The sequence below is a fragment of the Paenarthrobacter sp. genome (genome assembly GCF_031180005.1).
GTDB lineage: Bacteria > Actinomycetota > Actinomycetes > Actinomycetales > Micrococcaceae > Arthrobacter.
The window spans coordinates 1-23,030 of sequence record NZ_JAPSHI010000023.1 but is presented as its reverse complement, the minus strand read 5'-3'; the positions used below and the strand labels follow the sequence as shown (position 1 = coordinate 23,030).

Here is a 23,030-nt window from a genome sequence, read left to right as displayed (position 1 = left end):
ATCAGACAGTGACCATTAGCCAGTGATAAAAGCCCTCGCCATCGCCAACTACCGTTCCATCCGGGATCTCGCCATCGAGTTGCATGGCCTGGACGTCGTGACTGGGGCCAACGGCAGTGGGAAGTCCTCCCTCTACCGGGCACTTCGGCTGCTCGCCGAATGCGCCGGCGGTGACTCCGGAAACGTAGTGGGCTCCCTGGCCCGCGATGGTGGATTGGCCTCCACGCTGTGGGCTGGGCCCGAGTCCATCAGCGAGGCCATGCGCCGGGGTGAAGTGCCCGTTCAGGGGACGGTCCGCAGGGAGTCGGTGAACCTGAAGCTGGGCTACTCCAGTGACGACTTCGGTTATCTGGTGGACCTTGGAATGCCGGCATCCAGCGGCGCCGGGTTTGACCCGGAAACCGGCCGTTCCCGGCCTTCGGCCTTCAGCCTGGACCCAGAGATCAAACGGGAACAGATCTTTTCCGGTCCCGTGGCACGGCCCGGTTCGCTGCTGGTGGACCGCAAGGGCAGCCTCGCCAAGCTGCGCGGACCGGATGGCGAGTGGACCGAACTGTCCCGGCGCTTGGACACCTTCCAGAGCATGCTGACAGAGGTCTCGGACCAGGACCGTGCACCGGAAGTCCTGCGGGTCCGTGACTCGGTTCGTTCATGGCGCTTCTACGATCATTTCCGCACTGATGCCGAGGCTCCTGCACGTCAGGCGCAGCTCGGTACACGCACCCCTGTGCTGCATCACAGCGGCAAGGATCTCGCGGCTGCGCTCCAAACGCTGCGCGAGGTGGGCTTCGAGCGGCAGTTGGATGCCGCCGTCGATCACGCCTTTCCGGGGAGCCGGCTGGAGATCGCCGTCAGCGACGGCCGGTTCAGTGTGGAGTTACGGCAGCCGGGCATGCTCCGGCCCATGAAAGCTGCTGAACTTTCGGACGGAACGCTGCGCTTCCTCCTGCTCACCGCAGCATTGCTGACGCCGCGGCCCCCGGAGCTCATGGTCCTCAACGAACCCGAGACAAGCCTTCACGTTGACCTGATGCCGGCACTGGCCGGACTGATTGTCCAGGCCAGTGCCAACAGCCAGATGATCGTGGTAACCCACTCCGAGGCCTTGCTCAAGGCACTTCGCGAAAGCGGAGCCGCCCATGAGCATGAGCTCTACAAAGACCTTGGTGAGACCAGGATCAAGGGTCTGGGACCGCTGGAAGGTCCGGTGTGGAGCTGGCCCAAGCGTTGAAGGCCGGTTCAGAACGCGGAGCCGATGGACGTGAGCTCCTGCGCGGCGCTTCCGGCGTAGCGGTTCTCCGGACGTACGAGCCCGTAGTGTCCACGGAGTGTGGACTCCGTGTATTCGGTCCGGAAGAGCCCACGCCCCTGCAGGATGGGCACCACGTGGTCCACGAAGACTTCGAGGCCCGAAGGAAGCACTGGCGGCATGATGTTGAAACCGTCAGCGGCGCCGGCGTGGAACCAGTCCTGGATAGCATCGGCCACCTGTTCGGGCGTGCCCGAGAAGGTCCTGTGACCGCGTCCGCCGCCCAAACGCCCAATCAGCTGCCGGACAGTGAGCTGTTCACGCCTGGCCAGCTCCACGATCAGCGTGTAGCGGCTCTTTGCTCCCTCGATCTCATCTTCTGAGGGCAGGTCAGCAGGTAGCTGGCGGTCCAACGGAAGGTCCTCAGGGGACAAGCGGAGCGTCTTGGCCAGCTGCTCTCGCGCATATTCGGGCTTGATGAGTTGGTCCAGTTCACGCTCGAGTTTGAGGGCTTCAGCCTCGGTGGAGCCGATGACCGGAACGATTCCCGGCAGGATCTTAATGGTCTCCGGATCGCGTCCGGCAGCCGCCGTGCGTGCTTTCAGGTCGGAGTAGAAGGCTTGGGCGTCGGCCAGCGTTTGATGCGCTGTGAACACGGCTTCCGCATACTGTGCCGCCAGGTTCTTGCCGTTTTCCGAGGACCCGGCCTGCACGATCAACGGGTGGCCTTGCGGGGAGCGGGGGACGTTCAGCGGCCCGCGGACACGGAAGTGGTTCCCTTCGTGGTCGATGGTGCGGATCTTGGTGTCGTCACCCCAGACGCCGCCGGCTTTGTCCGCCAGGATGGCGTCGTCTTCCCAGCTATCCCAGAGTTTTTGGGCCACTTCAATGAACTCGGCAGCCCGTTCGTACCGGACCGCGTGTGCAGGCTGGTCATCCACGCCGAAGTTTCGGGCGGCATCGGGCCCAGCCGTAGTGACAACATTCCAGCCGGCGCGGCCTCCGCTGACCCAGTCAACGGACGCGAAGCGGCGGGCAAGATTGAAAGGATCGTTGTAGGTGGTGGACGCCGTAGCGATCAGGCCAATCTTTTGGGTCGCTGCGGCGAGGGCTGTCAGCAGCACTGTGGGCTCCAACTTCCCGGCCGGACGCCGGCCCACCTCCCCGAAGAGAACGGGGGAGTCCGCGAAGAAGATGGAGTCCAGCTTTCCTCGTTCAGCTGTGCGCGCCAGATGCTGGTAGTGCTCCACTTTGGTAGGGGCAAGCGGGTCGCTTTCAGGGAGACGCCACGATGCTTCGTGATGCCCGGTGCTCATCAGGAACGCGTTGAGGTGCAGTTGGCGGTCTGGAAGGGTCATGGTTTCTCCTCGGAGTCGGGACTGGTTGGGGCCGATGTGTGGCAACTCAAGCACGGGTCCCAAGACGTTTGCCAGCAGCCCGACATTTGCCCGCAACAGCAGGAAACCGGGGTTCACCGCACGCAACGCGGCTCAATTCGACGCCACGGGAGGCAACACAAACGTCAACCCGACGGAACCGAAGAGGTACAGCGGGAGTCAACCACCCGGCGTCGTGCGCTTTTTACATGAGTGATAGTTCCATCACGGAAAGGGGCAAATAGTGCCGTTGGTGCGTGAAGCGCGACTACCATTGGTAGGTGCTTTCGCCGATTACCGTCCGTCCCGCCCTGCCCGAAGACTACGACGCCGTTGCCCGCATTACGCAGGACTCCTACGTCACTGCGGGGTACTACGGTGACGCCGATCACCCGTACCTGCAGAAGCTCCAGGACGTGGCCGGGCGCGCGGAGCACGCAGAGATCCTGGTGGCAGAGCGCAACGGCGAGGTCATCGGCTCTGTGACGGCGGCACCTGCGGGTGGAGGCTTTTCTGACATTGGCCTGGAGGACGAACTGGAACTCCGCACCCTCGTGGTGGATCCGGCAGTCCAGCGCTCGGGTGCGGGCCGCGCCTTGGTGCAGGCCGTCGTCGACCAAGCCAGGGCCATGGATGGCATCAAGGCTGTGTCCCTGACTACGGGCGCCACATGGGAAAGTGCCAACGCGCTCTATGCACGGACAGGTTTTGACCGCGTCCCGCACCGCGACTGGTTCGTTCCCGGCACCGACATAAAGCTGTTCGTTTACCGGCTGGACCTCCCGCAGTCATAAAGTTTCCTTCGTAAACGCCGGTCACCGGACCGTGCGAAAGCGACAGGAAAGGCGCGGCATGCGCAAGACATTCGGCACGGGTTCGGTCTGGGAACAGACATTGGGTTACTCCCGGGCAGTCCAGGTGGACAACACACTTTTCATCTCAGCCACTGCTGCTTCCGGGCCTGACGGCATCGTGGGCGATGACTTCTACTCGCAGACCAAGTACATCCTGGAGAAGCTCGGCGCCGTGCTCGAAGACGCCGGATTCTCTTACGAGGACGTCGTCCAGTCCAAGCTGTACCTGACGGATATCAGCAAGTGGGAAGACGCCGGCCGCGCTCACGGTGAGGTTTTCGGCGAGATCCGGCCCACGCTGGCCCTGGTGCACGTCCTGCCGTTCCTCGATCCCCAGATGCTGGTGGAGATCGAACTCGTTGCCCAGAAGTCCGCATAACCCACCTCCCGCACCCAACTAGGTCGCAGATCAGGCCGTTCTGAGCTGTCAGAACGGCCTGATCTGCGACCTACTTGGGCTAGGCGGGGACGCCGTAGCGGTGTTCAGGGCGGCCTGTGCTTCCGTAGCGCAGTTGAATCTCGACGGCGCCATCATCCGCTAGCGAGGACAGGTACCTTTGCGCTGTGGCCCGGGAGACGCCCACCCTCTCAGCAACCTCGGCCGCCGAATATTGCTCACCGGGAAGCAACGATTCCAGGACCGCCGCCTCCGTCGCGGACCGCGGCTTGGCGGACGGCGTGACGTCGCCCGGAATCAGGGACCGCTTGGCTCGTTCAATGGTGGTCTGGTCAACGGCTGTCTGCTGCCCCAGGATCCGGCGATAGCGGGCGTAGGACCGGAGCTGCTGGGACAGGGAATCGGCGGTGAACGGCTTCAGCATGTAACCCAGGGCGCCGCGCCGCAGTGCAACCTTGATGGATTGCGCATCCGAGGCAGCAGTAAGCATGATCGCGTCAACGTCCAGCTGACCCAGCAGGTCCAAGCCGGAGCCGTCCGGCAAATATACGTCCAGCAGCACCAGATCGGGACGCAGGCTGTGGATCGCCTGCAGCGCTTGGGAAACCGAACCTGCCGGGGCCAAAGCCATGAAGCCGGCCACGGAATCCACATACGCTGCATGGAGTCTTGCCACGTGGAAGTCATCATCCACGATCAACACCCGCAAGTCTTCAGCCATTGCTGTCCTCCCTCAACGTTGAGTCGGCCCCGGTGCCCGCGTGCTCCACGGAATCCATGACGCCAGGGATGGTGGCCATGAACACTGCGCCAGGACCTCCGTGCCTGCCGGACTCCAAGACGCGAACATCACCGCCGCGCCGCCGCGCAAGCTGCCGGACCAGCGCCAGCCCTAAACCTTGTCCAGCCCCTGAGCGTACCGGTTGATCCGACGTCGTAAATCCTTCGGCGAAAACCTCTTCCGGTTCCAGGCTCCCCAAACCGTCGCCGGAATCACCCACCACGATGTGCAGGGTCCCGCCGTTTTGGGTGACATCATCCAGCAGTTCAACCTCCACCCAACGTTCCGCCGAAAAGCCGGCGACGGCGGCGCTCACGGCGTTGTCGATCAGGTTGCCAAGCACTGTGGTGACGTCCTGCGGATCGGCCACGTGTCCACGGACCAGCGTTTCGGGGCCGATACGGAGGGCTACCCCGCGCTCGGATGCTTCCACCCCCTTGGCGCCAATGAACGCCTGCAAATACGTGTCCTGGAGCAGTTCGGCCTGCTCTACGGGGAACTTCAGCGGACCGGTGGCCGAGATCCGCGCCAGGTACTCCTTGGCGGCATCGTGCTGGTCGATGCTCATGAAACCGGCGATGGTGTGCAGCTGGTTGGCGAATTCGTGACGTTGGGCGCGGAGGGCCGTGGACATGGTTCCCACGGCGTCGAGCTGGCGGGTGAGTTGCTGCAATTCCGTGCGGTCACGCAGCATGACCACCCAGCCGAGGTCCTCTTGCCGGTGCCAGGCTTTGCGCGCGCTGGCCACCAGAACTCGTCCGCCCGCCACGATTTCCACGGCTTCAGCGTCACGGGCTGCCGGTTGGGTGAGGTGCTTGAGCTGCTCCGGCACGGCAGCGGAAGCCCAGTCCTGGCCGGTGGCGTCGGGGATGTCCAGGAGTCTTGCCGCGGCGGCGTTGAACACCGAGATGCGTCCGTCCGCGGAAATGCCAATGACGCCGTCATCCACGCCTTGGAGCACGGCAACCTGGTCATGGACCAGCGTGCTGATTTCCTCAGGTTCCAGGCCGAGCGTGAGCCGCTGCAGCCTGCGCCGGAGCAGGAAAGACGCAAGGACACCGGCCAGTAGTGCGCCGCCAGCTGTGAGGGCAATGGGGACGATGTCCCGGACCAGGCTTTTGCTAAGGGACTCAACGGAATAGCCGACGCTCACCTCGCCCACAATTGAGTCGGAGCCCTCCGGCGCGTACACCGGCACCTTCGCCCCCGCCGAGGGCCCCAGCGTTCCCGTGTTCCTGGTGGTAATTTCCTGCCCGCCCAGAGCAACTGATGGATCCGTGCTGACGCGTTCGCCCAACCGTGCCGTCTCCGGGTGGGCCAGCCTCAGTCCCGTTTCGTCGGTAATAACCACGAACAGGGCTCCGGTCCGGAGCCGCACCGCTTCGGCTGCGGCTTGAAGCGTGCCGCTGGCGAGGACATCCGGGGGAGGCGTTCCCTCTTCTTTGCTGATGGCATGGACGCCGGACCTGATATCGGGGTCGGCGGCCACTGTCCTGGCAAGGGTGAGGGCTTGGTTTTCGGCTTCGGTGCCGATCCGTTCGTACACCAGCCAAGCGTGGACCGTGGCGCTGAGCAGGACCACCAGCAGGACAACCCCTAACTGGAGGAGAAGGGTTTGGGTGGAGAAACGCATGCTGACCCGGCTTTTGCGCGGCACCTTTGCTCCTTTCCTCCTGATCCATTGAATCACTGAGCACAATGCGCAAAACATTCGCAATGAGCAGTATTCCCAACAATTCCCGGAAACCCCTGCCCGTGACGGACGCCACCATATTGTCTGTAGTGCGCATCACACCGACGTGGCGCCATTCACAGTAGTAAGGAGCCGGCCGTGCTGGTTTTGCTTGGATTCGCAATGATTGCGGTATTCATGGTCCTGATCATGACCAAAAAATTGACGCCAGTACTGGCGCTGATCATCGTCCCCACCGTCTTCGGCCTTTTCGCCGGAGCGGGCCTCGGAATCGGCGACATGGTGATGGACTCGATGAAGTCCATGACATCCACGGCCGCGCTCCTCATGTTCGCGATCATCTACTTCGGCCTGATGATCGACGTCGGACTGTTCGACCCCTTGGTGAAGTTCATCCTGCGCAAACTGGGCAATGACCCCGCCAAGGTTGTCCTCGGCACCGCCATCCTGGCTGCGGCAGTCTCCCTTGACGGCGACGGGTCCACCACCTTCATCCTCACCACGGCTGCAATGCTCCCGGTCTACCTGCGTCTCAAGATGAGCCCGGTTGTCCTCACCTGTGTGGCCGGCCTCGCCAACGGCACCATGAACATCCTGCCTTGGGGCGGCCCCACTGCCCGTGCAGCAACCGCGCTTAACCTTGATGTGAACGACGTCTTCATCCCCATGGTCCCGTCACTGATCGTAGGCCTGATCGTGGTTATGGTCTTCGCCTGGCTGCTCGGCCTGCAGGAACGCAACCGCCTCCGCACCACTGCTCCCGAGATCTGGGGCGACGTCGCCGATCCTTCGGAAGCGTTCGACGGCGGCACGGGCCGCGGCGGTTCGCTTGCCGCGGGGTCAGGCTTCGGTGTTGGCCGCTTTGGCCGCAACGGCTCAACTGCAGGCAAGCCTGGCACTGGCGGAGGCTCCGGCGTCGCGGTTCTTGAAGACCCGGCCACGCTGGTGGACGACCACGACACCGCCATGGCAGACACTGCCCTTGACCCCAACCGAACAACGTTGCGTCCCAAGCTGTTCTGGTTCAACCTTGGCCTGACCGTAGCGGTCATGGTGGTCCTCGTGGCCAACATCGTCCCACTGCCGTTCGTGTTCATGGTGGGTTCGGCCATCGCCCTGCTGGTCAACTTCCCCAAGGTCAAGGACCAGGGCGCACAGCTGATCGCACACGCACCGTCCATCGTCGCCGTCGTCAGCATGGTCATGGCCGCCGCCGTCCTCACCGGTGTCCTCAACGCCACGGGCATGGTCAAGGCAATGTCCGAGTGGCTGGTCCAGATCATTCCCGCGGACATGGGTCCGTTCATGGCAGTCATCACCGGACTGCTCAGCATTCCCATGACGTTCTTCATGAGCAATGACGCCTTCTACTTCGGTGTCCTCCCGGTCCTTTCCGAGACCGCCGCGCACTATGGCGTAGATGCAGTGGATATGGCCCGCGCCTCCATCACCGGGCAGCCCTTCCACCTGCAAAGCCCCTTGGTTCCCGCGATCCTCCTGCTGGTTTCCCTCGCCAAGGTAGACCTGGGCGACCACCACAAGAAGGTCCTCTGGCGCACGGCAGTCATCTCGGTAGTCATGTTGGCAGTCGGAGTCCTGACCGGAGCCATCGGCATCGGCTAGGCTGCCGTTCCCAAAGCACCCGTCTGCACCTGAGGTGCAAAACCGGGCCAGACATCCTCCGCGTGCTGCTCCTTCGTCGCTTTGACGCACGCTTCCGGATGCCTGGCCCGGTTTTGCGTAGGAGGCACATCGGCGGTGGGCGGGACCTCCCGTAGGCTGCGTCTAAGCGAGGCACGAGCGAGCGACCAAAGGATCGTCTGCGGCAAGCCGCCGAACGCAACCACCCGCCTTGCACGCCAGCGCATCGTCCGGCAGGTGCGCACAGCCAAGTAGACTGGTTCGGAAAACCATTTGAACTTTGCAGGGGAGATCCATGGCTGCGATCAACCGTGACGACGTCGCGCATCTTGCGCGTCTGGCTCACATTGAAATGAGTGCCGATGAACTGGACAGGATGGCTGTTGAGCTTGCTGTCATTGTGGATTCGGTGAAAAGCGTGAGCGAAGCTGCGGGGGAGGACGTCCCGGCGACGTCGCACCCGATTCCGTTGACCAACGTGTTCCGCGAGGACGTTGTAGGCCACACGTTCACGGCTGAGCAGGCGTTGTCCGGCGCTCCGGATGCTTACGAGAACCGTTTCAAGGTCCCGGCAATCCTGGATGAGGACTAATCACTATGACTGAGCTGAAGAACGAACTCATCCACCACTCCGCTGCCGATCTCGCTGCGAAGCTGGCTGCCCGCGAGGTGACCGCCGTCGAGGTGACGCAGGCGCATCTTGACCGCATTGCCGACGTCGATGGTCAGGTTAACGCCTTCCTGCACGTCAATACTGAAGAGGCTTTGGCCGTTGCCGCCGAGGTTGACGCTGCCCGCGCCGCCGGTGGTTCCGCTGCCGAGGAGCTGCATGCCCTCGCTGGTGTGCCGATCGCAGTGAAGGACCTCATTGTCACGATCGGCCAGCCCACCACGGCCGGTTCGAAGATCCTTGAGGGCTGGCACAGCCCGTACGACGCTACCGTGGTGAAGAAGCTGCGCGCGGCTAGGATGCCCATCCTGGGTAAGACCAACCTGGATGAATTCGCCATGGGTTCCTCCACGGAGCACTCGGCGTACGGCCCCACCCGGAATCCGTGGGACCTGGACCGGATTCCCGGGGGGTCGGGCGGTGGTTCTGCTGCCGCCGTCGCCGCTTTCGAAGCGCCGCTGGCGCTCGGTACCGATACCGGTGGCTCGATCCGCCAGCCGGGTGCCGTCACCGGAACCGTCGGCGTTAAGCCGACGTACGGTGCTGTTTCGCGTTACGGTGCCATTGCCATGGCGTCGTCGTTGGACCAGATCGGCCCGGTTTCCCGGACAGTGCTGGACTCGGCCTTGCTGCAGGAAGTCATTGGCGGCCACGATCCGTTCGATTCCACGTCGCTGACCGATCCGTTCAACGATCTTGTTGCTGCCGCCCGCGTGGGCAACGTTGCCGGCATGAAGATCGGCATCGTCAAGGAACTTCACGGCGAGGGCTACCAGGCCGGCGTCGAGAACCGTTTCAACGAGTCCCTTCAGCTGTTGAAGGATGCTGGCGCTGAAATCGTCGAGGTTTCCTGCCCCAACCTGAAGTACGCCCTGGGCGCTTACTACCTGATCATGCCGTCTGAGGTGTCCAGCAACCTGGCCAAGTTCGATGGCGTCCGCTTCGGCATGCGCGTGCTGCCCAAGGATGGTCCCATGACCATCGAGCGCGTCATGGGTGCTACCCGTGCTGCCGGCTTCGGCGACGAAGTGAAGCGACGCATCATCCTGGGAACCTACGCGTTGAGCGCCGGCTACTACGACGCTTACTACGGCTCAGCACAGAAGGTCCGGACGCTGATCCAGCGCGACTTCGACGCCGCTTTCGCGAAGGCCGATGTCCTGATCTCCCCGACGGCGCCCACTACGGCGTTCAAGCTGGGGGAGAAGCTGGACGATCCGCTGGCGATGTACCTGAACGACGTCGCCACCATCCCGGCCAACCTTGCTGGTATCCCGGGCCTGTCCCTGCCTGGCGGCCTGGCTGACGAAGACGGCCTGCCCGTCGGCATCCAGCTGCTGGCTCCTGCCCGCCAGGATGCCCGCCTTTACCGTGTGGGTGCTGTCCTCGAATCCATCCTTGAAGAGAAGTGGGGCGGCCCGATGCTTGCGCAGGCGCCTGTTCTTGGTTCTGCCACAACCACCGCCGGAGGTTCCAACTAATGTCCGTCGATGCAACCCTGAGCTTCGAAGAGGCCATGGAGAAGTACGATCCTGTCCTGGGGATCGAGGTCCACGTGGAGCTCAACACCAAGACCAAGATGTTCTCCTCCGCACCGAACGTCTTTGGCGACGAGCCGAACACCAACGTCAATGAGGTGGACCTCGGCATGCCCGGCGTCCTGCCCGTGGTGAACAAGACGGCGGTGGAGTCCTCCATCAAGATCGGCCTTGCCCTTAACTGCAAGATCGCCGAGTCCTGCCGCTTCGCCCGGAAGAACTACTTCTACCCGGACACCCCCAAGAACTTCCAGACCTCGCAGTACGACGAGCCGATCGCGTACGACGGTTACCTGGACATCGAGCTTGAGGACGGCACGGTCTTCCGCGTGGAGATCGAGCGCGCCCACATGGAAGAGGACGCCGGCAAGCTGACCCACATGGGTGGTGCTGCGGGCCGTATCCAGGGTGCCGACTACTCACTGGTGGACTACAACCGTTCCGGTGTGCCGCTGGTTGAAATCGTCACGAAGCCGATCGAGGGCGCCGGTAGCCGTGCGCCTGAGCTGGCCAAGGCGTACGTCGCCGCGGTACGTGAGATCGTGAAGAACCTTGGTGTTTCCGATGCCAAGATGGAGCGCGGCAACGTCCGTTGTGACGCCAACGTTTCCCTGCGACCGCACGGCCGGGAGCGGTTCGGAATTCGTTCGGAGACCAAGAACGTGAACTCGCTGCGCGCCGTCGAGCACGCGGTCCGTTACGAGATCCAGCGCCACGCTGCCGTCCTCGATTCCGGTGAGCCGGTTATCCAGGAGACGCGACACTGGCACGAGGACACGCGTTCGACGACGTCGGGCCGGCCCAAGTCCGACGCCGACGATTACCGCTACTTCCCGGAGCCGGACTTGGTTCCCGTCGTCGCCTCCCGTGAGTGGGTAGAGGAACTCCGCGCCACCCTTCCCGAGCCTCCGGCTGAGCGCCGCAAGCGCCTCAAGGAAGCTTGGGGCTACTCGGATCTGGAGTTCCGCGACGTTGTGAACGCCGGCGTCATGGATTCAATCGAGGAAACCATCTCAGCAGGTGCGTCTGCGGATGTCGCCCGCAAGTGGTGGATGGGTGAGATCGTGGGCCGCGCCAAGGTTGCCGACGTCGATCCTTCCGAGCTTGGCGTCACGCCGCAGGTCATCGTCGAGCTGAACAAGCTCGTTGAAGACGGCAAGATCAACAACAAGATGGCCACCCAGGTCCTGGACGGCGTACTCGCCGGCGAAGGTACTCCTGAGGAGATCGTGGAGAAGCGCGGCCTCGCGGTTGTCTCCGACGACGGCCCGCTCCTGGAAGCCATCGACGCCGCGCTCGCAGCACAGCCGGATGTGGCGGAGAAGATCCGCGGCGGCAAGGTCCAGGCCATTGGCGCAATTGTTGGCGGCGTCATGAAGGCCACCCGTGGCCAGGCCGACGCCGGACGCGTCCGCGAACTCATTTTGCAGAAGTTGGGCGTAGAGGGCTAACAGAGGCTCTTTCTCCATAAAGTAGGCCGCAGTTATTACTGCGGCCTACTTTGCTTTTTGGGCGCACAATGGATGCATGGCCACTCTTAAACCAGGCCTTCGCAAGGGCCTTCTTGCCGGCGGGATCGCCGTCGCCTTGACCGAGCTACCGCACGGTTCTGACGCAATCCGGAACCATCGACTCGGTGAGTGACACCGAGGTGACCGTGAAGAGCGAAGACAGCTTCACGCAACGCTATTCGATCACCGCGGAGACGCGGATCACCAAGGTTCCCGCCGACCTTTCCGAACTCAGGAACGGCACGGGCAGGCCTTCGCTACCTGCGGCCACGGTTGCCGACCTCAAGGCTGGCGACACAGTTCGCATCAGCGGCACAAAGGATGGCGACGCCGTGACAGCGACAAAGATCGTGGCAGGAGAACTGCCAGCGGGCGTCAAGGGTCACGGACTAAAGCGTGGTCACGGACCCAAGTAGTTAGAGCGCCACTGTCCTAAAGCCGAGGTTGGCGCTGGCCGAGTCAGCTGTGTTTGAGCTCCGGGCTGCGAGGCGGTAACGGTTGCAGTAGGAGTCGTGGCAGAGGTACGAGCCGCCGCGCATCACCCTGCCGCGGCCGATGGAAGGTCCTTGCGGGTCCTCCACCGTTCCTTGTGCGAGGCAGGTTTTGTAGTACTTGGGCAGGAACCAGTCGCTGCACCACTCCCAGACATTTCCGCTGGTTTGGTACAGCCCGTATCCGTTGGGGCGGAATGATGTGGCGGGCGCGGTGGTGAGGTAACCGTCGTTGATGGTGTTGCGGGAAGGAAATTCGCCCTGCCAAATATTGCAATTGTGGGCGGCTCCGGCGGGGGCATCGTTGTGGAGCTCATTGCCCCAGGGGTAGCGCTGTCCGGGCAGTCCGCCGCGTGCCGCGTATTCCCACTCGGCTTCGGTGGGTAGTCGGCGGCCGGCCCATTCGCAGTACGCCAAAGCATCGTTGTAGGACACGTGGGTGACGGGATGGTCAGGGACGTCTGACCAACTCGAGAGGGGTCCGGCCGGGTGGGCCCAGTCGGCTCCACGGACGTTGAGCCACCAAGGAACGTTGTTGACCCGGTTGAGGATGTCGCTCGCGTGTGCTTTCACGGCAAGGTGGAACACCGCCGATGTTCCGTAGGTTTCCGACTCGGTGCGGTGACCGGTGGCCTCGACGAACTCAGCGAATTCTTCATTGGTCACGCTGGTGGCGCTGATCCGGAATTTTGAGACCGACACTTCGTGCACGGGGGACTCGCCGTCGCTCTTGTAGCCCTCGTTGAAGGGATCGCCCATGGCGAAGGTACCTGCGGGGATCTCGACGTCACCTGTTCGGTTAGAGTTCGAGGGAGCCTTGGCGGAAGGGCCGACGACGTGGCTCGCCTTCGGATGTTCTCCGACCGTGCGCAGGGGGAGTGTGAGCCCGGGCCTCGAATGTTCCCGGGTACCGGCGCCTGGGCTGCAGCAGTCTGCCATGTCAACCTTCTGTCGAAATTCCACTTGCTAGTACTTTAGCGGGGCACGGGTTGCCTGCTACACGCCGCACCCTTCCCGCGTCCCGTCGTACGGGGCGTTCGACGGGAACGGGTGCGAGGCCTTCGGCAATCCCCACATCCGCAGTGTGATGCAAAGTGATTTCTTTGCTCAGTTTCGATCATGATCTTGCAAAAAAAGATGCTGATCACTTATCGTTTGTTAAACGGTTAACGAGCGTGGCCTGAATCACATTGGTGGTTTCGGCTCAGCACTTGAGGAGACAGCATGAACTCGACGACGGAACAGGCTCCGGCATTGCCCGAAGCCCGCCGAGTCCCGGGTCCACCCGGCGGACACGCCTCCGGATCCGGTCCGAAGAAGCGGAAGAGGAACAAAGTCCCGCAGCAGAGTTTCCGATCGCGCCTGCGCCGCGACAAGCAGATGCTGCTCATGATGCTTCCGGGTGTGGCCTTCCTGCTGCTCTTCTTTTACATCCCCATCCTGGGCAACGTCATCGCGTTCCAGGACTACCAGCCCTATCTGGGCATCGGCGACAGCCTGTGGGTCGGTTGGCAGAACTTCGTAGACCTTTTCGGCAATCCCGACTTCATCCATGCCTTCTGGAACACCCTGTACCTCGCCGCCTGGCAGCTGGTCTTCCTCTTCCCGGTGCCGCTGGTATTAGCACTGATTGTGGATTCACTGATCAGCACCCGGGTTCGGCGGATCTTCCAAAGCATCGCTTACCTGCCGCACTTCCTTTCCTGGGTGCTGGTGATCGCGTTCTTCCAGCAGATGCTCGGCGGTGCGGGCTTCGTGAACAACCTGCTGAGGGACTGGGGCATGGAGCCGATTCCCTTCATGACCAACCCGGAGACTTTCCCGGTGATGGTGGTGGTCCAGATGATCTGGAAAGACGCTGGCTGGGCAATGATCATCTTCCTGGCAGCACTTGCCAGTATTGATGCCTCGCTCTACGAAGCTGCAGCGGCTGACGGCGCGGGACGATGGCGCAGGATGTGGCACATCACCCTGCCCGGCCTCAGGCCCGTGATTGTCCTCCTCCTGATTCTGCGCATCGGCGACATTCTTTCCGTCGGATTTGAACAGTTCATCCTGCAGCGGGACGCCGTGGGAGCAGGAGCTGCGGAAGTGCTGGACACCTTCACTTACTACACGGGCGTAGTGGGAGGCGGCTGGAGCTCGGGCGCGGCAGCCGGCTTGGCCAAGGGCGTAGTAAGCGCCCTGCTGATCTACGGCGCCAACAAACTTGCCCACCGCTTCGGCGAAGACGGAATCTTCGCAAAACAAGTGCGCTGACAGCCACGCTGACCCGCGCGCCTGCCGCACAAGGAGAACCCCATGGCAACAACACTTTTCACCAGGAAACCCCGGGAGCTTAGTTACAACCCCAAGCGCCCCGTGTGGAAGGAAAAGCCTTCCGCCCTGTATCAAACGGTCAAAGCGGTAGTCCTGATTGTTTTCAGCTTGTCTATCCTCACGCCCATTCTGCTGGTGGTCTCAACGTCCCTCGCTGACACCGAACAGCTCGTCGAAGCCGGGGGCTTCGTCCTCTGGCCCGAACGTCCAACCTTGGAGGCCTATGCCACCATCTTCAAGGGCCCCATGGTCCTCCAGTCCTTGGGCGTCAGCATGCTCGTCACGGCAGTGGGTACCATTTTGGCGCTGTTCGTGACCATCACCATGGCCTATGCCACCAGCCGAACAGTCCTTTTTGGCCGGCCCGTGATCCTCGCTGTCCTGTTCACGCTGCTGTTCGCCCCGGGCCTGATCCCTTCCTTCCTCATGATCCGCCAACTCGGGCTGCTGGACTCTTTGTGGTCGCTGATCCTGCCGGGCATCTTCGGGGCCTTCAACTTTGTGGTCATGCGCTCGTTCTTCATGAACATCCCGGGGGAACTGATCGAAAGCGCCCGGATTGATGGCGCCAACGACTGGCAAATCCTGTTGCGCATAGTGATGCCGCTGTCCAAAGCCGTGATCGCCGTCGTCGGGCTGTTCTATGCGGTCGGCTTCTGGAACTCGTTCTTCAACGCTTTGCTCTACATCAACGATCACAGCAAGTGGCCCATCCAGTTGCTGCTCCGCAACTTCGTGGTCCAAGGCAGTGGCGCAGCCGACCAACTGGGAATCACTACCACTCCGCCGCCACAGTCCATCCAGATGGCCGTGGTGGTGGTGGCACTTCTCCCGATCCTGATGGTCTACCCGTTCCTCCAAAAGCACTTTGCCAAGGGCGTCATCACAGGTGCCGTCAAGGGCTAGACACACGCCAAGAGCATGCAATCCCCAAAGAAGTCCAGCACTCAAAACTCAGAAACGAAGCAATTAACCAGAAAGGGTTATGCCATGACGAGCACTACCTCTCAGGCTGGATTCAGCCGCCGCGGCTTCCTTGGCCTCGCGGGACTGGCCGTGACCGCTGCAGGCTTGTCCGCCTGCGGTGGTGGCGGAGCCGCGAGCAACGGGGGCGCTGCTGCCTCCGCGTCGGTCAAGTTGCCCACGTACAAGGAATTCACCGGCGTCACTCCGGACATCGCCGGTAATGCAAAAGGCCTCCAAGCCGGCTACTTCAAACTGCCCACTGCTGTGCAGTCCGTGAAGACGCCGCCGCTCAAGGGCACGGTGACAGGCCTGACCGAAACCTTCGACACCATGAGCCCGGGCCTGAAGGACAACCCCTTCTGGCAGCGCCTCAACGCCAAGCTCGGCGGCGACCTGGAGCTCCAAATAGCCGAAGACATCGGAGACGGCTATCCGGCAAAGTTCGCCACTGTCCTGGCCAGCAACGATCTTCCGGACATGATGTGGGTTCCGCCGAACCAAGGCATCCCTAATGTCGGTCCAATGCTCGAGGCCAAGTTCCAGGACCTGACGCCATACCTTTCCGGTGACGCCGTCCTTGAGTACCCCAACCTCGCCGCACTGAAGCCCGATTCCTGGAAGACCGCCGTTGTAAACGGCAAGATCTGGGGCGCACCCATCCCCAGTACCCCGTTCGGTCAGGTGTACCTTGGCAACCACGATATGTGGGCACAAGTGGGTGGTTTCGAGGCTGCCAATGCCGAGGAATTCCTGGAAAAAGCTAAGGAACTGACCCGCCCGGGTGACCAGAAATACGCGCTGGAACCCGCCTACATCAATGCCCTCCACATGGTCACTGAATGGTTTGGTGCCCCGAACAGCTGGGCCGTCAACAAGGACCGCACCCTCACCCACCTGTACGAGACCGACGAGTACCTGGCCGGCGTCGAGTTTACCGCGAAGATGTTCGCAGCGGGCGTCTTCTACCCGGACTCCAAAGCAACTGATATCCGTTCGCGTGTAGCCAACGGCAGCGTGGCAGCCCAAGTTGTGGTAGGCCCGCACGATATCCGCAGCTACCGTGCCCTGAACAAGAACACAAAGTTCGACATCCTGATCCCCTTCAGTGCAGACGGCAAGGTCAGGCCCGTCTACGACATGGGCTACGGAACCGTGGGCTTCACCCCGTTCAAGAAGGCTGAAGAGGGCAAAATTCGCGAGCTGTTGGCCCTGATCAACTACCTGTCGGCGCCGTTCGGCACGGTGGAATACATGCAAAAGAACTTTGGCGAGCTGGGCCAGGACTACACCATCGACGCCTCCGGCAACCCGGCGCGCACCGAGACGGGAAGCATCAACGCGCCTGGCTTGGTCTCTGCGTTGAACATCATGTCCAGCCCCGAAAACGTCATCTTCAACCCCGGTTTCGACGACGACACCCGGTACGTCAGTCAGCAGGAAGAAAAGCTGCTCGAATTCGCGTGGCGGAACCCCACCAACGGATCTTACTCGGACACCAACGCCAAGGTAGGCGCCAAGATCACCAAGCCGTTGCGCGACAAGGTGGTTGACATCATTACCGGCCGCGCCAAGATCGACGAACTCAAGGATGCGGTCAAGCGCTGGAAGAGCGAAGGCGGTGACAAGATGCGCGAGGAGTACCAGGCCGCGTTGGACCCCAACGCGCCGGTATTCAGGAGTTAGCCTCAAACCAACAACGAACCACCACGCAAATACGAACAACACAGCAGGGGGAACCATGGCAAAAGCGGGCAGCACGGGAGTCAGGCCCACCATCCGCATGGTGGCCGAACTGGCGGGAGTCTCTACGGCCACGGTTTCCTACGTGTTGTCGGGTCGCCGCGGTGATGGCGGACCAGGAGTGTCGGATCCGACGGCGGAAAAGGTCAAGGCCGCTGCGGAGCGGCTCGGCTACCGCCCCAACCAAGCTGCCCGAGCCATCCGGACGGGCCGGACAAATACTGTGATCCTGTCATTGACCATGCTGTCCGATCCGTGGTCGCTGTCCGTCATTGAGGCTGTTCAGAAGGCGGCCGGCCCGCTGGGCATCACACCGATGATCCTGGGTGACGCCGATTGGGTCAAAGTTCTGGGCACCCACAACGCCGATGCCGTGTTCGTGGATGCGGTCCGTCCGGACCAACGGGATGACCTGCGCAAGCTCGCCAAGCACGGCACCACGCTGGTGGTCTTTGATGAAGAGGTACAAGCGGAAGGCTTCGATGTCATCCGTTCCATCGCCGGACCCGGCTGCCGTATGGCCGTGGAGCATCTGCTCCACGGTCATCGGAGGATTGCCTGCCTGACCCCTGCTACCTCAGAGGCGACATCCGGCGGCACCCGCTACAGGGCATATGCGGACGTCTTGTCCCGGGCCGGGATCCCCGAGCGCGAGGACTATGTAGGCCTCTTTGATGGCACCAGCGCCGGGGCATACGCTGCGGCAACCCGGCTGCTCAGCATGCCCGACCGTCCCACGGCCATCTATGCCACCACGGACTACGCAGCAGTAAGTGCCATCAACGCAGCCCAGCGCCTGGGCCTCGCCGTGGGCGCCGACGTGGACATCATCGGTGTTGGCAACACCGTTGAGGGCGAACGGATGTCACCGTCACTGAGCACCGTGGGCCCTGTTGACTTCTTCGACAAACTCGCCCGGCTGCTCCTACGGCGGGCAACAGGTCACCCCGCGCCGGAGTCACCCGGAGTCCTCGACTTCCCCTGGCACTTATTCGTGCGCGAATCGGCGCCGCACCGCAGCGCTGCAACCAAGCTTTACTAGGAATCAGCAGAAGGAAATTGCACATCATGGAAAAGGATTTGAAGGTCGGAATCGTGGGTTTCGGCCTGCGTTCAGGGCTGTGGAAACACGCCCATAAGCCGGGCCACGGCTCGGAGGTTGCCATTGTTTGTGACCTCAGCGAACGTGGCCGGGCAGACGCTGCTGAACGCATCCCGTCGGCCCGCGTCACGGGAGAGCTTGAGGAACTGCTGAGGAGCGGGATCGACGCCGTCCTGGTACTGACCCCCGATAACCAGCACGCCGCCGTCGCTGTCCAAACGCTCAAGGCGGGCATCCCCACCTTCTGCGAGAAGCCACTGGACATCACGGTGGAGGCTGCGGACCTGATCCTGGAGACGGCCTACGAGACTGGGACCCGCTTGTACGTGGGCCACAACATGCGCCACATGCCCGTTGTGGTCCAAATGCGCAAACTGATCGAGGACGGCAGGATCGGCGACGTCAAAGCGGTCTGGTGCCGCCACTTTGTGGGTCATGGGGGGGACTACTACTTCAAGGACTGGCACGCCCAGCGCGCAAACGTCACGTCCCTTCTCCTCCAAAAAGGTGCCCACGACATCGACGTGATCCACTGGCTGGCCGGCGGGTACACCAAGCGAGTTGCCGCCGTCGGAGATCTCGCGGTCTACGGCGATGTGGCCAACCGCAGCAACAACGCCGGCAAGCGTATGGGCGACTGGTTCTCCATGGACAACTGGCCGCCCACCGAGCAGAAGGACCTGGCGGAGGTAATCGACGTTGAGGATATTTCCATGATGAACATGGTGCTGGATAACGGAGTCCTCGCCTCGTACCAGCAATGCCATTTCACGCCGGACTATTGGCGCAACTACACCGTCATAGGCACCAAAGGCAGGATCGAGAACCTTGGCGATGGACCAGGGGAAACCATCAACGTGTGGACCAGCCGGACGTCCGGCTACGCGGCGCCGGACGAGGTCATCACCATTGAGGACGGCGAAGGTGGCCACGGCGGTGCGGACCCTCGCCTGATCGAGGAGTTCCTGCGCTTTGCCTCCGAAGGCGGCCGGACCCAGACAAGCCCGATCGCAGCGCGACAAGCGGTAGTGGCGGGCATCCTTGCGGCAGAGTCGCTACGCAGTGACGGCTCAGCTCGGGAGGTACCGGAGCTCCTGACCGAACTGGTGGAGTACTTCGACGCCGGCCAGCCCGCCCTGGTCCGCGACTGACCCAAGTAAGTCGCAGATGAGGCCGTTCTGACAGCTCAAAACGGCCTGTGCTGCTACCTAGTTGGGTGAGCGGGGGCGGATAGCTCGATAAGCTCGGTCATGACGGTTTGAAGTGACTCGCAAACCGTCATGACCGATTTCCGTTTGAGCGTTTCAGGCCGGGCCAGGATGTCGATCTTGCGCACCGAATTCACGCCGGACAACGGACGCAGCACCACTCCGGCGTCCAGCACGCGGCGCGCCGTGAACCGCGGCAGCAGCCCGATCGCGCCACCGGCAGACACCAGCGCAGCCACGGTCGAGTAGTCGTTAATGCGGTGCAGTACTTCTGCCGGCCGTCCGCTCACAGCAACGACGGCGGCCAGCACGTCAGCGGGGGAGTAACCATCGCGGCTGGTCACCCAGGATTCATCCACGACGTCGGACGGCTCCAGTTCGCGCCGGGATGCCAGCGGGTGATCCGCGGGGAGCGCAACGTCCAGAGGCTCATCGGCGAGTGGAATCACCGCTACCTTGTCTTCCGGCCAGGACGGGCTGTTGTCCATTCGGTGTGCCAAAACGAGGTCGTACCGCGCGGCCAACCCAGGGAAATCCTCCTGGGCCACATCCTCATCGGACAGCAGCAGGCGAGGCGACTTCCCGCCGTCGGACGCCAACAGTGCCGCCAAAGGCGCAAACAGCGCCTGCCCTGCGCTATGAAAAGCGCTGACGCTCACCGGCGCGTCCGGAGCGTCGTGATAGGCGCCGATCGCAGCCCGCGCATCTGCCATGGCGTTCACGACGGCGGCACCCGCCTCTGCGAGGACGCGGCCTGCGTCCGTGAGCACCAGAGCCCGGCCTTCTTTGCGGGTCAACGGCACGTCCACAGATTTCTGCAGCAGTGCTAGCTGTTGGGAAACTGCCGACGGAGTCACCATCAATGTCTCAGCGACGGCCTTGACGCTTCCCAAGTCTCCGAGTTCGCGAAGCATCTGTAACTGATGAATTTCCATTAGCAAATCCTAAATCGTTGATTGAGAAGATTCTAGTTGTGCTAAATCGTACCCGGGGCTCTAATGGAGTCAGCAGCATTGAAGCAGCCCCGGCAGTGAGGAATTCCATGAAGGCTCTCTACAAATCCGGACCCCATGCAGGGTTCGAACTCGTCGAACGTCCAGAGCCCGAACCAGGCCCCAGCGACGTCAAGATCCGTGTGATGACCACCGGTATCTGCGGCACCGACCTCCACATCCAGAGCTGGGACGCCTGGGCCCAAGGCATCATCGAAACGCCCCTCATTGCCGGCCACGAGTTCTATGGCGAAGTAGTGGAAATCGGAGAGGCCGTCCGCGACGTCAAGGTAGGGGACAGGGTCTCCGGCGAAGGCCACGTGGTGTGCGGAATCTGCCGCAACTGCCGTGCCGGACGTCGTCAGATGTGCATCCACACTGTCTCCGTCGGCGTGCAGCGCGATGGTGCCTTCGCCGAATTCGTCGTCATCCCGGAAACCAATGTCTGGGTTCACCACGATGAGTCAGTTACCCCTGAGCTCGGCGCCATCTTCGACCCCTTCGGCAATGCCGTCCACACCGCACTGAGCTTCCCGCTGGTCGGCGAAGATGTGCTCATCACCGGTGCAGGTCCCATCGGCCTGATGGCCATCGCCGTCGCCCGCCATGCAGGTGCCCGCAAGATCGCGATCACAGACGTGTCCGCACCTCGCTTGGAACTGGCGCGCCAGATGGGCGTGGACCTCGCCGTAGACGTTTCGAAGATGCGCGTTCGCGAAGCGCAGCAGGAACTGGGCATGCGCGAAGGTTTCGACATCGGACTGGAAATGTCGGGACACCCCACAGCGCTGCCTGAGATGATCGACAACATGAACCACGGCGGCCGCATCGCCATGCTTGGCCTGCCCAGCCAGTCCATCGACATCGACTGGGGCAAGGTAGTGACCCACATGCTCACGCTCAAGGGCATCTACGGCCGAGAAATGTTCGAGACCTGGTACGCCATGAGCGCCATGCTGTCCTCCAACCCCGTGCTGCACCGCAGCATCTCCGCCGTAGTCACAGACAAGCTATCCGCAGCGGACTGGGAAAAGGGCTTCGAAATAGCACGCAACGGCACCGGTGGCAAAGTGGTCCTCGACTGGACCGAACTCTAACCCGAGCCAACCGCAACCGGACCCTGACCTTCAGCAGCATAAGGAGCACCCCATGTACTCAGCCATCAAAGACCAACTACAGGGCGAACTGGACGAGATCCGCAGCGCCGGACTCTTCAAGACAGAACGCCACATCGATTCCCCGCAGGCCAGCCACATCGCAGCGGGCCAGCTCGGCGAGCCGGCCAACAAGGTCCTGAACTTCTGCGCCAACAACTATCTGGGCCTGGCCGACCACCCCGACATCATCGCCGCCGCCAAGTCCGCGATGGACGAGCGCGGCTTCGGCATGGCGTCCGTACGCTTCATTTGCGGAACGCAGGACCTTCACCTGGAGCTTGAGACCCGAGTCTCCGAGTTTCTGGGGACTGAGGACACTATTCTCTTCTCCAGCTGCTTTGATGCTAACGGCGGCGTGTTCGAATCCCTCTTCGGTCCAGAAGACGCCATCATCTCGGACTCCTTGAACCACGCGTCCATCATCGACGGCATCCGACTGAGCAAGGCCAAGCGCTTCCGCTACGCCAACCAGGACATGGCAGACCTCGAGGCCAAGCTGGTTGAGGCCGAAGGCTCCCGCCGGAAGATCATCGTCACCGATGGTGTGTTCTCCATGGACGGGTACCTCGCTCCGCTTGAGGCCATCTGCGACCTTGCCGAGAAGCACGACGCCCTGGTCATGGTGGACGACTCCCATGCCGTCGGCTTCATGGGCCCCACCGGCGCCGGCACCCCGGAGCACGCCGGCGTTTCGGAGCGCGTGGACATCTACACGGGTACGTTTGGCAAGGCTCTCGGCGGCGCCTCGGGTGGTTACGTGTCGGGCCGCGGCGAAATCGTGGCGATGCTCCGCCAGAAGGCGCGCCCGTACCTGTTCTCCAACTCGCTTGCCCCGGCCATCGTTGCCGCTACCATCAAGGCGATCGAGCTCGTCCAGGAATCCGGCGAACTCCGCACCCGCCTCTTCGAGAACGCAGCCCTGTTCCGTCGCCGTATGAGCGAGGAAGGCTTCGAGCTCCTCGATGGCGAGCACGCCATCATCCCTGTGATGTTCGGTGACGCCGTGATGGCCGCCAAGGTTGCTGACGAAATGCTCAACAACGGTGTTTTCGTCACGGCCTTCAGCTTCCCGGTGGTCCCCAGGGGCGCAGCCCGGATCCGCGTGCAGCTCTCCGCTGCGCACAGCGCGGACGACGTCGAAGCGTGCGTTCAGGCATTCGTCAAGAGTCGCGCCGCGGTCGCCTAAGCAACGCTCGCTCACCTCACGCGGGTTTCCAGCCGACGCTCGTTACCTTTTTCGTAGCCTGTTTCCTGGTGCAGGATATGGGTGTGCTGGCCTGCTGATCCCGGCATGATTGCGTCGCTCTGTCGATCCGATGATCTTGAGAGTGTTGTCACCGGGGTT

At 62.5% G+C, this 23,030-nt stretch carries 20 protein-coding genes; 15 read left to right on the top strand and 5 right to left on the bottom strand.

Features of this window, described 5'->3' with window-relative positions:
• Positions 1-22 precede the first annotated feature (22 nt).
• Positions 23-1,231, top strand: a complete 1,209-nt coding sequence (locus RIF72_RS15635) for an AAA family ATPase (protein ID WP_309075759.1) — start codon at positions 23-25, stop codon at positions 1,229-1,231.
• A gap of 8 nt (positions 1,232-1,239) precedes the next feature.
• Here the strand turns inward: RIF72_RS15635 and RIF72_RS15630 are convergent, their stop codons facing one another.
• Entirely contained in the window at positions 1,240-2,607 is a 1,368-nt protein-coding gene (locus RIF72_RS15630) for an LLM class flavin-dependent oxidoreductase (RefSeq protein WP_309075758.1), read from the bottom strand.
• Positions 2,608-2,906: 299 nt separating this feature from the next.
• Here RIF72_RS15630 and RIF72_RS15625 point away from each other — a divergent pair, with 299 nt between their 5' ends.
• Both RIF72_RS15625 and RIF72_RS15620 read left to right on the top strand, forming a co-directional pair.
• Positions 2,907-3,419, top strand: a complete 513-nt coding sequence (locus tag RIF72_RS15625; RefSeq protein WP_309075757.1) for a GNAT family N-acetyltransferase — start codon at positions 2,907-2,909, stop codon at positions 3,417-3,419.
• A gap of 58 nt (positions 3,420-3,477) precedes the next feature.
• Positions 3,478-3,858 carry a RidA family protein gene (locus tag RIF72_RS15620; protein WP_309075756.1) on the top strand — a complete coding sequence of 127 codons (381 nt, stop codon included), beginning with the start codon at positions 3,478-3,480 and terminating at the stop codon, positions 3,856-3,858.
• A gap of 79 nt (positions 3,859-3,937) precedes the next feature.
• On the opposite strand, the gene RIF72_RS15615 is transcribed toward RIF72_RS15620, so the two are convergent.
• Together RIF72_RS15615 and RIF72_RS15610 are read right to left on the bottom strand one after the other, a co-directional pair.
• Positions 3,938-4,597 (bottom strand): response regulator, encoded by a 660-nt coding sequence (locus RIF72_RS15615; protein ID WP_309075755.1) that lies wholly within the window; start codon positions 4,595-4,597, stop codon positions 3,938-3,940.
• Complete coding sequence (locus RIF72_RS15610; protein ID WP_309075773.1) at positions 4,590-6,290, bottom strand: ATP-binding protein; 1,701 nt, start codon at positions 6,288-6,290, stop codon at positions 4,590-4,592. Before RIF72_RS15610 ends, RIF72_RS15615 begins: the two co-directional genes overlap by 8 nt.
• Positions 6,291-6,488: 198 nt before the next feature.
• On the opposite strand from RIF72_RS15610, the gene RIF72_RS15605 reads away from it, so the two are divergent.
• The 5 genes from RIF72_RS15605 to RIF72_RS15585 all read left to right on the top strand — a co-directional run bounded on the left by RIF72_RS15605 (position 6,489) and on the right by RIF72_RS15585 (position 12,126).
• Positions 6,489-7,973 (top strand): CitMHS family transporter, encoded by a 1,485-nt coding sequence (locus RIF72_RS15605; protein ID WP_309075754.1) that lies wholly within the window; start codon positions 6,489-6,491, stop codon positions 7,971-7,973.
• Between the two features lie 313 nt (positions 7,974-8,286).
• Complete coding sequence (gene gatC / locus RIF72_RS15600; RefSeq protein WP_309075753.1) at positions 8,287-8,583, top strand: Asp-tRNA(Asn)/Glu-tRNA(Gln) amidotransferase subunit GatC; 297 nt, start codon at positions 8,287-8,289, stop codon at positions 8,581-8,583.
• Between the two features lie 5 nt (positions 8,584-8,588).
• Positions 8,589-10,142, top strand: a complete 1,554-nt coding sequence (gene gatA, locus RIF72_RS15595; RefSeq protein WP_309075752.1) for an Asp-tRNA(Asn)/Glu-tRNA(Gln) amidotransferase subunit GatA — start codon at positions 8,589-8,591, stop codon at positions 10,140-10,142.
• Complete coding sequence (gene gatB, locus RIF72_RS15590; protein ID WP_309075751.1) at positions 10,142-11,650, top strand: Asp-tRNA(Asn)/Glu-tRNA(Gln) amidotransferase subunit GatB; 1,509 nt, start codon at positions 10,142-10,144, stop codon at positions 11,648-11,650. The genes gatA and gatB overlap by 1 nt, the downstream gene beginning before the upstream one ends.
• Before the next feature lie 185 nt (positions 11,651-11,835).
• Complete coding sequence (locus RIF72_RS15585) at positions 11,836-12,126, top strand: hypothetical protein (RefSeq protein WP_309075750.1); 291 nt, start codon at positions 11,836-11,838, stop codon at positions 12,124-12,126.
• Here RIF72_RS15585 and RIF72_RS15580 read toward each other — a convergent pair whose 3' ends face one another.
• Positions 12,127-13,140: a formylglycine-generating enzyme family protein gene (locus RIF72_RS15580; protein ID WP_309075749.1), complete on the bottom strand. Its 1,014-nt coding sequence runs from the start codon at positions 13,138-13,140 to the stop codon at positions 12,127-12,129.
• Positions 13,141-13,425: 285 nt separating this feature from the next.
• On the opposite strand from RIF72_RS15580, the gene RIF72_RS15575 reads away from it, so the two are divergent.
• The 5 genes from RIF72_RS15575 to RIF72_RS15555 all read left to right on the top strand — a co-directional run bounded on the left by RIF72_RS15575 (position 13,426) and on the right by RIF72_RS15555 (position 19,479).
• Positions 13,426-14,460, top strand: a complete 1,035-nt coding sequence (locus RIF72_RS15575; protein ID WP_309075748.1) for an ABC transporter permease subunit — start codon at positions 13,426-13,428, stop codon at positions 14,458-14,460.
• A 42-nt stretch (positions 14,461-14,502) separates the two neighbouring features.
• Positions 14,503-15,426 carry a carbohydrate ABC transporter permease gene (locus RIF72_RS15570; protein ID WP_309075747.1) on the top strand — a complete coding sequence of 308 codons (924 nt, stop codon included), beginning with the start codon at positions 14,503-14,505 and terminating at the stop codon, positions 15,424-15,426.
• A gap of 84 nt (positions 15,427-15,510) precedes the next feature.
• Positions 15,511-17,169 carry a sugar ABC transporter substrate-binding protein gene (locus tag RIF72_RS15565; RefSeq protein ID WP_309075746.1) on the top strand — a complete coding sequence of 553 codons (1,659 nt, stop codon included), beginning with the start codon at positions 15,511-15,513 and terminating at the stop codon, positions 17,167-17,169.
• A gap of 55 nt (positions 17,170-17,224) precedes the next feature.
• Positions 17,225-18,268, top strand: coding sequence for a LacI family DNA-binding transcriptional regulator (locus tag RIF72_RS15560; RefSeq protein ID WP_309075745.1), 1,044 nt, complete (start codon positions 17,225-17,227; stop codon positions 18,266-18,268).
• A 17-nt stretch (positions 18,269-18,285) separates the two neighbouring features.
• Positions 18,286-19,479, top strand: a complete 1,194-nt coding sequence (locus RIF72_RS15555; protein ID WP_309075744.1) for a Gfo/Idh/MocA family oxidoreductase — start codon at positions 18,286-18,288, stop codon at positions 19,477-19,479.
• A gap of 53 nt (positions 19,480-19,532) precedes the next feature.
• Here RIF72_RS15555 and RIF72_RS15550 read toward each other — a convergent pair whose 3' ends face one another.
• The gene (locus RIF72_RS15550) at positions 19,533-20,471 is read right to left on the bottom strand and encodes a LysR family transcriptional regulator (RefSeq protein WP_309075743.1); all 939 of its coding nucleotides are present in this window, start codon (positions 20,469-20,471) and stop codon (positions 19,533-19,535) included.
• A 107-nt stretch (positions 20,472-20,578) separates the two neighbouring features.
• On the opposite strand from RIF72_RS15550, the gene tdh reads away from it, so the two are divergent.
• Together tdh and RIF72_RS15540 are read left to right on the top strand one after the other, a co-directional pair.
• Complete coding sequence (tdh, locus tag RIF72_RS15545; protein ID WP_309075742.1) at positions 20,579-21,625, top strand: L-threonine 3-dehydrogenase; 1,047 nt, start codon at positions 20,579-20,581, stop codon at positions 21,623-21,625.
• A gap of 52 nt (positions 21,626-21,677) precedes the next feature.
• A complete protein-coding gene (locus RIF72_RS15540; RefSeq protein WP_309075741.1) occupies positions 21,678-22,871 on the top strand; it encodes a glycine C-acetyltransferase in 1,194 nt (397 codons plus the stop codon).
• Positions 22,872-23,030 lie beyond the last annotated feature (159 nt).